Origin of the sequence: Streptosporangium sp. NBC_01755 (genome assembly GCF_035917995.1) — a bacterium.
Lineage (GTDB): Bacteria > Actinomycetota > Actinomycetes > Streptosporangiales > Streptosporangiaceae > Streptosporangium.
The window spans coordinates 2914579-2928871 of record NZ_CP109131.1 but is presented as its reverse complement, the minus strand read 5'-3'; the positions used below and the strand labels follow the sequence as shown (position 1 = coordinate 2928871).

13 protein-coding genes and 1 riboswitch are annotated in these 14293 nt (G+C 68.6%); of the genes, 10 read left to right on the top strand and 3 right to left on the bottom strand.

Annotation, left to right across the window (positions count from 1 at the left end):
- Nucleotides 1-5 precede the first annotated feature (5 nt).
- From OG884_RS13435 to OG884_RS13420, 4 genes are read left to right on the top strand one after another with little or no spacing between them, the layout of a single operon-like run.
- Entirely contained in the window at nt 6-944 is a 939-nt protein-coding gene (locus OG884_RS13435) for an ABC transporter permease (protein ID WP_326645546.1), read from the top strand.
- Complete coding sequence (locus OG884_RS13430; protein ID WP_326645544.1) at nt 937-1869, top strand: ABC transporter permease; 933 nt, start codon at nt 937-939, stop codon at nt 1867-1869. The genes OG884_RS13435 and OG884_RS13430 overlap by 8 nt, the downstream gene beginning before the upstream one ends.
- 8 nt (nt 1870-1877) lie before the next feature.
- Entirely contained in the window at nt 1878-2474 is a 597-nt protein-coding gene (locus OG884_RS13425) for an ABC transporter ATP-binding protein (protein ID WP_326645542.1), read from the top strand.
- Nucleotides 2441-2830, top strand: coding sequence for an ABC transporter ATP-binding protein (locus tag OG884_RS13420; RefSeq protein WP_326645540.1), 390 nt, complete (start codon nt 2441-2443; stop codon nt 2828-2830). Before OG884_RS13425 ends, OG884_RS13420 begins: the two co-directional genes overlap by 34 nt.
- Before the next feature lie 159 nt (nt 2831-2989).
- Here the strand turns inward: OG884_RS13420 and OG884_RS13415 are convergent, their stop codons facing one another.
- Entirely contained in the window at nt 2990-3529 is a 540-nt protein-coding gene (locus OG884_RS13415) for a hypothetical protein (protein ID WP_326645538.1), read from the bottom strand.
- A 361-nt stretch (nt 3530-3890) separates the two neighbouring features.
- Nucleotides 3891-4691: an SAM hydrolase/SAM-dependent halogenase family protein gene (locus OG884_RS13410; RefSeq protein WP_326645537.1), complete on the bottom strand. Its 801-nt coding sequence runs from the start codon at nt 4689-4691 to the stop codon at nt 3891-3893.
- Nucleotides 4692-4808: 117 nt separating this feature from the next.
- Between OG884_RS13410 and OG884_RS13405 the strand changes: the two genes are divergently transcribed.
- Both OG884_RS13405 and otsB read left to right on the top strand, forming a co-directional pair.
- Complete coding sequence (locus OG884_RS13405; protein WP_326645535.1) at nt 4809-5123, top strand: DUF3263 domain-containing protein; 315 nt, start codon at nt 4809-4811, stop codon at nt 5121-5123.
- A 101-nt stretch (nt 5124-5224) separates the two neighbouring features.
- Nucleotides 5225-6043 (top strand): trehalose-phosphatase, encoded by an 819-nt coding sequence (gene otsB / locus OG884_RS13400; protein ID WP_442811676.1) that lies wholly within the window; start codon nt 5225-5227, stop codon nt 6041-6043.
- 169 nt (nt 6044-6212) lie between these two features.
- On the opposite strand, the gene OG884_RS13395 is transcribed toward otsB, so the two are convergent.
- Complete coding sequence (locus OG884_RS13395) at nt 6213-7637, bottom strand: alpha,alpha-trehalose-phosphate synthase (UDP-forming) (protein WP_326645533.1); 1425 nt, start codon at nt 7635-7637, stop codon at nt 6213-6215.
- Nucleotides 7638-8094: 457 nt separating this feature from the next.
- Here OG884_RS13395 and OG884_RS13390 point away from each other — a divergent pair, with 457 nt between their 5' ends.
- The 4 genes from OG884_RS13390 (at nt 8095) to OG884_RS13375 (ending at nt 13868) form a co-directional block, all read left to right on the top strand.
- Nucleotides 8095-9591 (top strand): S1 family peptidase, encoded by a 1497-nt coding sequence (locus OG884_RS13390; RefSeq protein ID WP_326645532.1) that lies wholly within the window; start codon nt 8095-8097, stop codon nt 9589-9591.
- A gap of 169 nt (nt 9592-9760) precedes the next feature.
- Nucleotides 9761-10318 carry an RNA polymerase sigma factor gene (locus tag OG884_RS13385; protein WP_326645530.1) on the top strand — a complete coding sequence of 186 codons (558 nt, stop codon included), beginning with the start codon at nt 9761-9763 and terminating at the stop codon, nt 10316-10318.
- Nucleotides 10319-10561: 243 nt separating this feature from the next.
- On the top strand, nt 10562-12088 hold the full coding sequence (locus OG884_RS13380; RefSeq protein WP_326645529.1) for a S1 family peptidase: 1527 nt from the start codon (nt 10562-10564) through the stop codon (nt 12086-12088).
- 268 nt (nt 12089-12356) lie between these two features.
- Nucleotides 12357-13868 (top strand): S1 family peptidase, encoded by a 1512-nt coding sequence (locus OG884_RS13375; RefSeq protein WP_326645527.1) that lies wholly within the window; start codon nt 12357-12359, stop codon nt 13866-13868.
- A 269-nt stretch (nt 13869-14137) separates the two neighbouring features.
- A riboswitch (SAM riboswitch) is annotated at nt 14138-14279 on the top strand.
- The last annotated feature ends 14 nt before the right edge of the window (nt 14280-14293 follow it).

Genomic DNA, 14293 nt, shown 5'->3' with positions numbered 1-14293 from the left:
AGCTTATGAACCGTTACATTCTCAGACGCCTGATCCAGGCGATACCAGTCCTGCTGGGCGCCACCCTGCTCATCTACGCCATCGTCTTCGCGCTGCCCGGTGACCCCATCGCGGCGTCGGCGGGCGAGAAGCGGATGGACCCCAACATCGTCGACGTCCTGCGCGAGCAGTACCACCTGAACGATCCGTTCCTGGTGCAGTACTGGTACTACATCGTCGGCCTGCTGGGCGGCGACTTCGGCACCACCTTCGCCGGTGTCGGGGTCGGCGACATCATGGCGGGAAAGTTCCAGGTGACCATCAACCTGGCGGTGACCGCCCTGGTGATGGAGGCGGTCATCGGCGTGGGCCTCGGCCTGTACGCGGCGCTGCGCCACGGCAGGGCCGGTGACTCGCTGATCCTCGCTGCCACGCTGGTGCTGATCTCGGTGCCCGTCCTGGTCACCGGCTTCGTGCTCCAGTTGCTGCTGGGCGTGAAGCTCAAGCAGGCCGGGATCGATCTCTTCCCCGTCGCGGGCGTGTCCGAGGGCTGGCGCGGCTACCTGCTGCCCGGCTTCGTGCTCGCCGGGACGTCGATCGCCTATCTCACCCGGCTCACCAGGAACAGCCTGGTGGAGATCCTGCGCGCCGACTACATTCGCACCGCGGTGGCCAAGGGCCTGCCCAGAAGCCGGGTCGTCGGCCGGCACGCGCTGCGCAACGCGCTGATCCCGCTGATCACCTACCTCGGCGCCGACCTCGGCGCGTTGATGGGCGGTGCGGTGATCACTGAGACGATCTTCAACCTGCCGGGAATCGGCCAGCAGCTGTTCAGCTCGGTCTACCTGCGCGAGCAGCCGGTGGTCGTCGGCATCGTGACGGTGCTGGTGCTGATCTACATCCTGGCCAACCTGGTCGTCGACCTGCTCTACGCCGTGCTCGACCCGAGGATCCGCTATGAGTGACACCCTTGCCCCGGCGGACAGGCCCAGGGACGGTGGAGCGGAACGGGGCGCGAGAGCGTCCAGGCCGCCCAAGGGCGCGAGCCTGTGGACCGATGCCTGGTACGACCTGCGACGCCGGCCGCTCTTCATCGGTTCGGCGATCCTCATCGGCGTCCTGGTCGCCATGGCCGTCTTCCCCTCGCTGTTCACCTCGGTGAACCCGTTCGACGCCGCGACCTGCGATCTGGCCCAGGCCAGGCAGGGCATGAGCGCCGTTCACTGGTTCGGCACCGACAACCTCGGCTGCGACGTCTACTCCCGAGCCGTCTACGGTGCCCGCAACTCGATGGTGGTCGGCCTGAGCACCACGGTCGTCACCGCGCTGGTGGGCGGTCTGCTCGGCCTCCTCGCCGGGTTCAGGGGCGGTGCGCTGGACACGCTGCTCTCCCGGATCACGGAGATCTTCTTCGCGATCCCGTCGATCCTCGGCGCCCTGCTCATCCTGGCGATCTTCCGTACCGGCAACGTGTGGACGGTCATGCTCGCGCTGGCGGTGCTGGCCTGGCCGATGACGTACCGGATCATGCGGGCGGCGGTGATCACCGCCAAGGGGCAGGACTACGTGCTCGCGGCGCGGGCGCTCGGCGCCTCCGAACCGAGGATCATGTTCCGGCACATCCTGCCGAACGCGGTCGCCTCGGTGATCGTGGTCGCCACGATCAACCTGGGCACTTTCATCGCCGCCGAGGCAGGCCTGTCGTTCCTCGGGGTGGGCCTGCGCTCACCCGACATCTCGTGGGGGCTCATGATCTCCGACGCCAGGGAGCGTTTCCTGGAGGCCCCGTGGCCGCTGCTGTTCCCGGCGCTGTTCCTGAGCCTGACGGTGCTGGCCTTCATCATGCTGGGCGACGCCGTCCGCGACGCCCTCGACCCGAAGCTGCGGTAGGGGGACCTGTGAAGAAGACCTCGACGCCGGTGGTGCCGTCCGGGGAGGCTCCCGGCGGTGAGCCGCTGCTCGCCGTCGACGACCTGCACGTGGAGTTCGTGACCAGGCAGGGTGTGGTCAGGGCGGTCAACGGGGTCAGCTACTCGCTGAATCCCGGGGAGACGCTCGCCGTGCTCGGCGAGTCGGGCTCGGGCAAGTCGGTGACCGCGCAGGCCGTCATGGGCATCCTCGACACGCCGCCGGCCCGTGTTTCCAGGGGCGCGATCCGCTTCCGGGGCACTGACCTGCTCGGGCTGCCCGAGCGGGCCCGCTCCCAGATCCGTGGCCGGCGGATCGCGATGATCTTCCAGGACGCGCTCTCCGCGCTGAACCCGGTGTTCACCGTCGGTTTCCAGATCGGCGAGATGTTCCGGGTGCACCGGGGCGTCTCCAGGCGCGACGCCGAGAAGAGGGCGATCGAGCTGATGGACCGGGTCCGCATCCCCGGGGCCAGGCAGCGGGTGCACGACTACCCGCACCAGTTCTCCGGGGGGATGCGCCAGCGCATCATGATCGCGATCACGACCTGTCGGTGGTCCGGCACATCTCCGACCGGGTCGGAGTGATGTACCTGGGCAGGATGGTCGAGCTCGGCAAGGACACCGAGATCTACGACCGGCCCGTCCACCCCTACACCCAGGCGCTGCTGTCGGCCGTTCCGGTGCCCGACCCGGAGGGACGGGAGCGGCGAGAGCGGATCGTCCTCCAGGGTGACCCGCCGTCCCCGGCCAACCCGCCGTCGGGCTGCCGGTTCCGTACGCGGTGCTGGAAGGCGGCGGAGATCTGCGCCGTCGAGGAGCCGCCGCTGCGGATCCGGCCGGGCACCGGGCACGCGAGCGCCTGCCACTTCGCCGAGATCCACGACGTGACATACGCGCGGGGAGGCGCGGAGCACAGGCCACCGGAGGTCTGGAGGCGGTGATCCGGAAGGCGGGCAGGGAAAAGGGAGGCGCGGAGCACAGGCCACCGGAGGTCTGGAGGCGGTGATCCGGAAGGCGGGCAGGGAAAGCGGAGGGCGCGACCCCCACATGGAGATGTGGAGGTCGCGCCCTTTCTGTCTTACCGCGGGTTGTCAGCCCTACTAGAGGATGTCGACGCCGACGCCGCCGATGCCGACGAGGCCGCCGATGCCGACGCCGTGGCCGACTCCGCTACCGCTGCTGATCACGTTGCCGCCGCCGACGATGTTGTTGCCCCGGCCGATGCCGCCGCCGAGGATGCCGCCGCCGATGCCGCCCCCGTAGACGCCGCCGCCGTAGACACCGCCACCGTAGACGCCCCCGCCGTAGACACCGCCACCGTAGACGCCGCCGCCGTAGATCCCGCCGCCGTAGACGCCGCCGCAGCCGGCCCCGTAGACGCCGCCGCCGTAGATGCCGCCCCCGTACACGGGAGCCGCGACCACGGTGGGAGCCGCGACCACGGTCGGGCAGGCGACGGCGAGCGGCGCGCTGACGACGCCGACGCCGCAGCAGTCGGCCTTGGCGGACTTGACGGCCTTGGCCTTGGCCACGGCCTTGGTGGTGGAGGTGGTGGAGGACGTGGACGCGGAAGCGGCCACGGCCGGTGCGAGGACGGCGATGCCGACGCACGCGGAAGTGATGAGAAGACGACGAATCATGTGTGGTTCCCCCTGGAAGGAAATCGCGGCAGTGTCTGGGGCCTCTGGAACGGACCGTCTGCGCGCGGCTACTCAAAGTAACGGGAGTGAGACTATCCAGCGACATGCTTTGGGGAGGGTCAAGAATGGTCAGCTTGTGGCAATGATCGAAGAGCCGCGGCCGAACAGGCCTTGGTTGATCGCCGGCCCGATCCGGGCGCCTTCCACCTGCCGCACTCCCGCCATGCCTCTCAACTGTCAGGTCGGCTCGCAGACCTGGGCGATGGCCTGGGCCGATATGACACAAGCGCTTGCTAGGTGACATCCCTCCTGCGGGGAGCGGGCCCGGCGGAAATCCGCGGGCCGGCCGCCGACCCACATGTCATGGCGCGGGTGAGAGGCGCACGCGGGCTCCCGGCGGCAGGCCCAGTCGTTGGGAGGCGTCGCTGGAGTTGATCGCCAGCGTGACCAGTCCGACCGAGTCGATGAAGGCCACGACCTCCCCGGGAGGGACCGCGGTGAAGGACTCCCTGAACGGCACCGCGAGCCGCCACCCGCCCAGCCAGACCACCAGTGTGTCTCCCGGTGAGACACCCATCGTCATCAGGTCGGCGGCGCCGATCGACAGTTGGACGTTGCCGTGCCGGTTGACCGACAGCACCTCCCCCTCGGCATAGTCGTCCCGGATCGTCGAGGTGGGCGCGGGCAGCGAGATCAATCGGTTTATCGGGATCTCCGGCCCCAGTTCGGCCGGATGCCGCCCGATCGCCAGATGCGCCGCGACGGGTGCGAAGAGGTCGCGCCCGTGGAAGGTCGGCGAGAGAGGAGGCAGGAAGAACTCCTCGTTGGACAGTTCGTAGGCGGCCCGCGCGCCTCCGCTGGCGTGGATCGCCCACGACAGCAGTCCGTTGTCCGGGCCCAGGAACACGTGGTCGCCGGCCTCGACCGCCACGGCCCTGCGCGAGCCGCTGGGATCCACCGCGGCGATGTGCACGCCGGGAGGCAGGTAGGTGATCGTCTGGGCCAGGATCGCCGCACCGCGCCGCACGTCTCCCAGGGGCACCAGATGGCAAACGTCAATGATCCGCGACTCCGGAGAGATCCTGACGATCACGCCGTGACAGGCGGCGATATAGCCGTCTTCCAGTCCGTAGTCGGTGAGAAGGCTGATGACAGAGGTCACACTTGGTGACTGTACGGCTCCGCATCCGTCATGAACAGCGCGAAATTCCGGACTATTCTGACTTCGGGCCGCGTGTGCGCGGTGTCATCGCCATGTGCCCCGACCGAGGAGGAAGCCATGGACACCGAGCCGATCTCCGGTGACAGTGCCGGCGGCGGGGCTGCCCGAGAGCCCGCGTCGCCTGCTCTCACCGACAGGGAGCGGGAGTTGCTCGCCTTCGAGCGCCGGTGGTGGCGCCACGCGGGCGCCAAGGAACAGGCGGTCCGCGAGGCCTTCGACATCTCCGCGACGCGTTACTACCAGTTGCTCAGCGAGCTCATCGATCTACCGGCGGCACTTGCCCACGATCCGATGCTGGTCAAGCGCCTGCGCCGGCTCCGTGAGACGCGCCGGAGCGATCGCGCCACCCGGAAGATGGGCTTACGCCCCTGATGTTGGGGTACGACCGGTCGGGCAGCCGATCGCGAGGGCGAGACGGCGGAGACGGAGAGGGGCCGGGCGGGTATGACGGAGACGCGGAGAGGCCAGGCACGATGGCGGGGCCAGGCACGATGGCGGGGCTGGGCATGACGGCGAACCCGCCCGACGGGCTGAAGGCGATCGTCGCCGACCCCGGGGGAGCGGTGATCGGGCTCGACTTCGACGGCACGCTGTCCCCGATCGTCTCCGACCCCGCGCAGGCCAGGATCCACCCCGGCGGACCCGAGGTACTGACCAGACTCGGCGGCCTGGTCGGCGCCGTGGTGATCGTGACCGGCCGCCCGGCCGCCACGGCCGTCGAGTACGGCTCACTGGCCGGGGTGCCAGGCCTGGTGGTGCTCGGACACTACGGCCTCGAACGCTGGGAGGCGGGCACGCTGGCCGCGCCCCCCATCCACCCGGGCCTCGACCTGGTCAGGGCAGGACTCCCCCCGCTGGTCGCGGGGCGGGGCGGGGTCAGGGTGGAGGACAAGGAGCGGGCGATGGCCGTGCACACCCGGCAGGCCGCCGACCCGTGGGCGATGCTTGAGGCATTGCGCGAGCCGGTGGCCACGCTGGCCGCCGAGGCCGGGCTGGTGGTGGAGCCGGGCAAGTTCGTGCTGGAGTTACGCCCGCCCGGGATGGACAAGGGGATGGCGCTGAGCGCCTTCCTGCGCGAGCGGTCCGCCAGATCCGTGCTGTTCGCCGGGGACGACCTGGGAGATCTCGCGGCGTTCGCGGCGGTGCGAGCCTCCGGGCTGCCGGGGGTGACGGTGTTCAGCGGGTCGCCCGAGATCGAGGTGGAGGCCGACATCGTGGTGGACGGGCCCCCGGGGGTCCTGGGGCTCCTCAGTTCGATCGCCGACGCCATCGAGGGAGAGTCGTCCCGGTGAGCGGATGATCGCGCCCCGGGACCGAGGCCCGGATCAGCGCGAGGTGCCTCGCCGAGCGGGCGATTCTTTCAGTCTGACGGGGGCGATCGCGGTCAATTCAGACTCCCCGTCCGTAAGAAAGTGAAATAGCCGCGAAAACCATCTCATGAGGGGCTAAAACTTCCTGTCCTCACCCGAGGGCGTCCAGCTGCTCGGCGAACCACCGGTGCGGCGGGAGCCTGGTCGCCGCCGCGGCCAGCAGGGCGCCCCTCCTGGTCCGCTCGGCCTCGGGCATCGTCAGACCCTCGTGCAGCGCGGCGGCCGTGGCTGAGACGTCGTAGGGGTTGACCGTCACCGCGTGCTCGCCCAGTTCGGCGGCGGCGCCCGCCTCTCGCGACAGCACCAGCGCGCTGCCCGGCGACAGGATCGGCCCCTCCTTGGCCACCAGGTTCATGCCGTCGCGGATCGGGTTGACCAGCAGCACGTCGGCCAGCCGGTAGGCGGCGAGCGAGCGTGGGTAGTCGTCGTCGACGTTGAGGATCAGCGGATCCCAGTCCTCGGTGGCGTACTCGTCCTCGATCTCCTTGGCACAGCGTTGCACCGCCGCGGTGTACTCGCGGTATTCGGGCAGGTCGTGCCGGGACGGGTAGGCGAAGGCGAGGTGGGTGACCCGGCCGTGCCACTCCGGGTGGGCCGAGAGGAACTCCCGGTAGGCGACCAGGCCTCTGACGATGTTCTTCGACAGCTCCGTCCTGTCGATCCGCACGATCAGTCTGCGATCGCCCACCTGGGCGCGGAGCGCGGCCAGGTGCGACTCCACGTCGGGCTCGGACGCCCGCGCCCAGAGTGCCTTGCCGTCCACGCCCAGGCTGTGCGTGCCGACCCGGGTGGTCCTGCCCTCGTGCGTGACCGTGCGGCTGGCGCGTTCGACCCGGGTGCCGAGCACCGTCTCGCAGCAGTCCATGAACGCCCCACCCCAGCGGGCGGTCAGGAAACCCGCGTGGTCGGCGCCCAGAATGCCCTCCAGGACCTCGGCCGCGACGTCGTCGGGGAGCAGGCTGAAGTATTCGGGCGGGGCCCACGGCGTGTGCGAGAAGTGGGCCACCCGCAGGTCGGGCCGCTCCCCCCTGAGCATGGCCGGGACCAGGCTCAGGTGGTAGTCCTGCACCATCACCCGAGCCCCGTGCGGGGCCTCCTCGGCCAGTGCCATCGCGAACGCCTCGTTGTATGCCTGGTACGACTCCCACTCCCTGCGGAACCTGGCGTCGAAGTGCGGTCTGTTGGGGGTGTCGTACAGCAGATGGTGGATGAACCAGAGCGTGGAGTTGGCGATCGCGTTGTACGCGCGGTGGAAGGTCGCGGGGGGAATGTCGAGCATGCGCAGTGCCCCGGTGTCGTAGCCCGCCTGATCGAGACGGCCGCCGGGCGCCAGCCGCACGGCTCCGCGATCGCCGTCGGACAGTGCCGCGCAGACCCAGAGGACACCAAGGTCCTTCGCGACCTCCGACAGGCCGGACACCAGGCCGCCGCCTCCCCTGCGCATGGACAGCGAGCCGTCCTCGGAGAGAGTGAAGGAGACGGGGCCGCGGTTGGAGGCCACCAGGATCGCGTTCATTCAGATCCCTTCACGCGGGGCTCAAAGCGCGTTACCGCGCCTCAAGTCCCCTCCTTCAGGAGGGGGTCGTTGACCGGCTAGGGACACGCTTGTCCAGAAGATTAACCGGCGTCCGGCCGGGACGCCCTGCTCTTCGGGCCAAGGAAGAATGGCGTTCCTTTAAGTGTGTCAGCTCTTGTCAGCAGCTCGGTTGGTGCGTCCCGGTTTCATGACTTTCCAGCGACGGAGCGGAAGATCGGCGACCGTGACCTCCGTCTCCGGAGAGTTCCGGTGGCGCTGAACGGGCTGACGGGGAACCCGGTCTGGGCGTTCCGGGGGGTGTCCGCGTGGCGTGTCGCGTTTTGGGGTTTGGGGGCAACGGCTGGATTAGGGTGGCGTTGCCCGTATCGCATGATCGGTCTGTGCTGCGGGGTGCTCTCCCCCTCCTGCTGTGAAAGCCGAGGTCGAGGAGGGATCGATGTCCCGCAGACATTTCGTCGCCATGGGCTGCGTCCTGGCGGTCACCGGGCTCACCCTGACGGGCGTGCCGGCTGCCGCCGGACCGCGAGCAAAGGGTGTTCCGGTCACCGCGCCAGCCTGGAAGCCGCCGTCGGGCATGCTGGAGGCGCTCCAGCGCGACCTGGGACTGACCAGGGAACAGGCCCAGGCACGCCTGCTCAACGAGGCCCGCATGATTCCGATCGAGGCGCAGCTCCGTAGGAGGCTTGGTGACCGTTTTGGTGGCTCGTGGCTGACGGGAGCCATTTCGCAGACCCTCGTGGTGGCCACCACCGACGAGGCCGACATCCCCCGTATCCTCACGGCGGGTGCCCGGGCCGATGTCGTCGGCCGGTCGATGGCGGAGCTTCTCCTGATCAAGGAGAAGGTGGACGAGGTACTGCCCGCCAAGCCGCGCGTGGCGGGCGTGCGCTACATCGATGCGGAGAACAACAGAGTGGTCATCCTGTCCGCACAACCCCCGGTGACCGAGGACCTCATCAAGAACATCGGCGTGGACGCGGGTGCGGTGAGCGTGGCGCCGTCCACCGAGCAACCCCAGCCCCTCCATGACGTGCAGGGCGGTGACGCCTACTACATCGGCAGTTCGAATCGCTGCTCCGTCGGTTTCTCGGTGACCCACGAAACCCAGGCGGGTTTCGTCAGTGCCGGCCACTGCGGCAAGGCGGGTGATGCCACCACCGGTTTCAACCGGATACCCCAGGGTGTCTTCAAGGCGTCGAACTTTCCCGGCGATGACTACGCCTGGGTCGCGGTGAACCGCAACTGGACGGCCAGGCCGGCGGTCAACAACGGTGCCGGCGGCGCCGTTCCCGTCGTCGGCTCCAAGGTGGCCGTCGAGGGTGCCTCGGTCTGCCGGTCCGGCTCCACCACCGACTGGCAGTGCGGGATCATCCTGCAGCGCGACACCAGCATCACCTACCCCCAGGGCGTGGTCTCCGGGCTGACCCGCACGAACGCCTGCGCCGAGCCGGGCGACTCGGGTGGTTCGTTCATCTCGGTGGACCAGGCCCAGGGGGTCGCCTCCGGTGGCTCCGGCGACTGCACCTCGGGTGGGGTCACCTACTTCCAGCCGGTCAACGAGATCCTCGCCGCCTACGACCTGGCCCTGGTGACCAACGCGATCACCTCGCCGAGCACGGGCACCTGCACCGGCTATCCGAAGATCTACGTCGGTAATCTGGAAAACGGTAAGGTCGTCTACCGGCCGGGCAGCAGCTACTACCGGACGACCGTCGCCGGCCAGCACCATGGCTGCCTGGACGCGGACGACGGCGTCGACCTCGACCTCTACCTCGAGAAGTGGAGGGGGACCAGTTGGGGCACCGTCGCCGCCTCCGACAGCCCGGGACCCGACGAGCAGATCAGCTACATCGGCACACCCGGCTTCTACCGCTACCGCGTGGTCTCCGTGAGCGGCTCCAGCCCCTACACGCTGGGGTTCACGACACCTTGACGACCGGTCCCCATCGTCCGCGCTCCTAGCAGACCGCTCAGGGGAGCGCGGATAGGCCAAAAATCAGCATATTTCGGGTTCATGCCTTTTGTGGCGAGGCCGGAGGTCGGAAATAGGGATCTCCGACCGTAGGATGTCCAGCGACCGTGACCGCTGATAGGGGCTCGTGATGGCGTTGGACGAGACGACCGAGGAGCTGGCCCAGGCAGCAGCCCAAGGTGACCACCGCGCGCTCGGTGAGCTGCTGAAACGTATCGAGCCCGCGGTGCTCCGGCACTGCGGCCGCATCCTTCCCTTCCGGCAGGACGCGGAAGAGGCCTGCCAGGACACCCTGCTGGCGGTGGCCCGCAACATCGGTCGCTTCGAGGGGCGCGCCAAGTTCAGCACCTGGCTGCACATCGTGACCGCCAACTGCGCCAGGACCACCTACCGTTCGCTGAAGCGCCGCGCCGCGGAGCAGAGCTCGGACGAGTTGCCGCTACAGAAGCCTGACGTCGCCAGGGTGAGCGTGATCGCCGGGTCCCGGCTGGACCTGCTCGACGTGATGGAGGCCCTGGAGGCGGAGAAGCCCGACCTTGCCCAGGCACTGGTGCTGCGCGACATCTGCCAGCTCGACTACAGCGAGGTGGCCGAGCAACTTCGCATCCCGCTGGGCACCGCCAAGTCCCGCATTCACCAGGCGCGCAAGTACGTCCAGGGCGCTCTGGGCGATGCCTACGGCTTCTGACCTCGACGGATCCGTAGGGAACTTCGGAGCGGCCGAGCCGGTCCGGGGTTTCGCCCCTCACAAGAATGGCGGCGCGCCGGCGAGGCGAGACCCGATCGAAATCGTCTGCCGCGTGGCGTGTGGCGTTTTGGGGGTTGGGGGCAACGGCTGGATTAGGGTGGCGTTGCCCGTATCGCATGATCGGTCTGTGCTGCGGGGTGCTCTCCCCCTCTTGCTGTGAAAGCCGAGGTCGAGGAGGGATCGATGTCCCGCAGACATGTCGTCGCCATGGGCTGCGTCCTGGCGGTCACCGGGCTCACCCTGACGGGCGTGCCGGCTGCCGCCGGACCGCGGGCAAAGGGTGTTCCGGTCACCGTGCCCGCCTGGAAGCCGCCGTCGGGCATGCTGGAGGCGCTCCAGCGCGACCTGGAACTGACCAGGGAACAGGCCCAGGCACGCCTGCTCAACGAGGCCCGTCTGACAGGAGTGGCGGCGGAGCTCCGTACCAGACTCGGCAACCGTTTCGGCGGCTCGTGGCTGATGGGAACCATCGCGCAGACCCTCGTGGTGGCCACCACCGACGAGGTCGACATCCCTCATATCATCGCGGCGGGTGCCAGGGCCGAGGTCGTCAAACGGTCGCTGGCGGAACTCGACAAACACATAGACAGTCTCGACCAGACAGTCCCCGGCCCCAAGAACGAGGGGAGTGTCCGCTACGTCGACGCCAGGAACAACAGGGTCGTCGTCCTGTCCTCGGAGCCGCTGGCCGCGGAGGACCTCATCGAGTCCGCCGGTGTCGACACGAGTGTGGTGAAGGTGGTGCCGTCCACCGAGCGGCCCCGGCTTCTCAGTGACGTGCAGGGCGGTGACGCCTACTACGTCGGTGTCGCGAGTCGCTGCTCCGTCGGTTTCTCGGTGACCCACGAAGCCCAGGTGGGTTTCGTCAGTGCCGGCCACTGCGGTAAGGCGGGTGATGCCACCACCGGTTTCAACCGGATACCCCAGGGTGTCTTCAAGGCGTCGGCCTTTCCCGGCCGTGACTACGCCTGGGTCGAGGTGAACGCCGGTTGGACGCCCAAGCCGGTGGTGAGCAACGGCAGTGGCGGCGCCGTGCCCGTCACCGGTTCCAGGGCGGCTCTGGAGGGTGCCTCGGTCTGCCGGTCCGGCTCCACCACCGACTGGCACTGCGGGATCATCCGGCAACTCAATGCCAGCGTCACCTATCCCCAGGGCACCATCCACGGGCTGGGCCGTACCAGTGTCTGCGCCGAGCCGGGCGACTCGGGTGGCTCGTTCATCTCGGTGGACCAGGCCCAGGGGGTCACCTCCGGTGGCTCCGGCGACTGCACCACCAGCGGTGTCACCTACTTCCAGCCGGTCAACGAGATCCTTGCCGCCTACGGCCTGACCCTGCTGACCGCCAGCACCGCCCCCTCGTCGGGTGACGTTTCCCCGGGCACCATCCCATCGGGCAAGCAGGACTGCGCCGGCTATCCGAAGACCTACACCGGCACGCTGAACGACGGTCAGTCCGTCTCGCAGCCGAGCCGCTACTACCGGGCCGCCGTCACCGGCACGCACTCCGCCTGCCTGGACGGTGGTGAAGGCGTCGACTTCGACCTCTACCTCCAAAGGTGGCAACGGTCGGTCTGGGTCACCGTCGCCACCTCCGAGGGCGCGGGTCCCGACGAGCAGATCAGCTACATCGGCCTGCCCGGCTTCTACCGCTACCGCCTGGTCTCCGCGAGCGGCTCCGGCCCCTACACACTGAAAACGAAGTCCCCCTGACCCGCCTCGCGCGGCCCTTTCGCGGTCCTCGCGCGCTCCTTTCGCGCTCCTTTCGCGCTCCTTTCGCGCTCCTCTCGCGGTCCTTCGCGGTCCAGGCCGACATGCCGCCGAGCGGCCCGGTTCAAATCGTCTGCCGCGTGGCGTGTGGCGTTTTGGAGGTTGGGGGCAACGGCTGGATTAGGGTGGCGTTGCCCGTATCGCATGATCGGTCTGTGCTGCGGGGTGCTCTCCCCCTCTTGCTGTGAAAGCCGAGGTCGAGGAGGGATCGATGTCCCGCAGACATGTCGTCGCCATGGGCTGCGTGCTGGCGGTCACCGCGCTCACCCTGACGGGCGTGCCGGCCGTCGCCAGACCTCGGACGAAGGGTGTTCCGGTCGCCGCGTCCGCCTGGAAACCGCCGTCGGGCATGTTGGAGGCGCTCCAACGCGACCTGGGACTGACCAAGGAACAGGTGCAGGAACGTCTGGCCAACGAGATCCGTATGTCGAGGATCGAGGTAGACCTCCGCGAGGCGCTCGGTGACCGTTTCGGCGGCTCGTGGCTGATGGGAACCATCGCGCAGACCCTCGTGGTGGCCACCACCGACCCCGCCGACCTTTCCACGATCGTCGCGGCGGGTGCCAGAGCCGAACTCGTCAAACGGTCGCTGGCGGAACTCGCCGGGCTGATCAGCGACCTTAACGTGGACCTGCCGGGACGTGGCGAAGGGGGAGACGTGCGCTTCGTCGACGCCAGGAACAACAGGATCGTCATCCTGTCGAAGAGCCCCCTGGCAACCGAGGATCTCGTGGAGGCCGCAGGGGCCGACTCGAGTGTGGTGAAGGTGGTGCCGTCCACCGAGCGGCCCCGGCTCCTCAGTGACGTGCAGGGCGGTGACGCCTACTACATCGGCAGTTCGAATCGCTGCTCCGTCGGTTTCTCGGTGATGCGTGGGACCCAGGCGGGTTTCGTCAGTGCCGGCCACTGCGGTAAGGCGGGTGATGCCACCACCGGTTTCAACCGGATACCCCAGGGTGTCTTCAAGGCGTCGGCCTTTCCCGGCCGTGACTACGCCTGGGTCGAGGTGAACGCCGGTTGGACGCCCAAGCCGGTGGTGAGCAACGGCAGTGGCGGCGCCGTGCCCGTCGCCGGTTCCAGGGCGGCTCTGGAGGGTGCCTCGGTCTGCCGGTCCGGCTCCACCACCGACTGGCACTGCGGCCTCATCCGGCAACTCAGTGCCAGCGTCACCTACCCCCAGGGCACCATCCACGGGCTGACCCGTACCAGTGTCTGCGCCGAGCCGGGCGACTCGGGTGGCTCGTTCATCTCGGTGGACCAGGCCCAGGGGGTCACCTCCGGTGGCTCCGGCAACTGCACCACCAGCGGTATCACCTACTTCCAGCCGGTCAACGAGATCCTCGCCGCCTACGACCTGACCCTGCTGACCAACGACATGGCCCACCCACCAGGTGTCGTCGCGCCTGATCCGAAGACCTGCGCCGGCTATCCGAAGACCTACACCGGCACGCTGAACGACGGTCAGTCCGTCTCGCAGCCGAGCCGCTACTACCGGGCCGCCGTCACCGGCACGCACTCCGCCTGCCTGGACGGTGGTGAAGGCGTCGACTTCGACCTCTACCTCCAAAGGTGGCAACGGTCGGTCTGGGTCACCGTCGCCACCTCCGAGGGCGCGGGTCCCGACGAGCAGATCAGCTACATCGGCCTGCCCGGCTTCTACCGCTACCGCCTGGTCTCCGCGAGCGGCTCCGGCCCCTACACGCTGAAAGCGAAGTCCCCCTGACCCGCCTCTCGCGGTCCTTCACGGTCCGCGCGCGCTCCTTTCGCGGTCCTTTCCTGGTCCTTTCGCGGTCCGGGCAGGGCGCGGGAGGTTCCACGGGACGTCCGCCGTGAGCGGTGTCTTCCGGCAACGAGGGGACGCGTCCTGTGGTCCAGGGCGGTATGTCCGGCAGGTAACACGCCATGTCTCGTACAGTGAGACAAGTGGTCGGGGTCGCGCCACGTCGGGGTAGAGTGCTTAAGGCCTGCATGTCAGGTTTCCAACTGAATATTTGCTCATCCAGAGGGGTGGAGGGATCGGCCCTGCGAAGCCCCGGCAACCATCCCGGTCAAGACTCGTGATCTGAACGAGGTCAACCGGGACAGGTGCCAATTCCGGTCTGTGACCAGGGTGGTCCGCAGACGAAGATGAGGGAAAGGCCTCGCTTC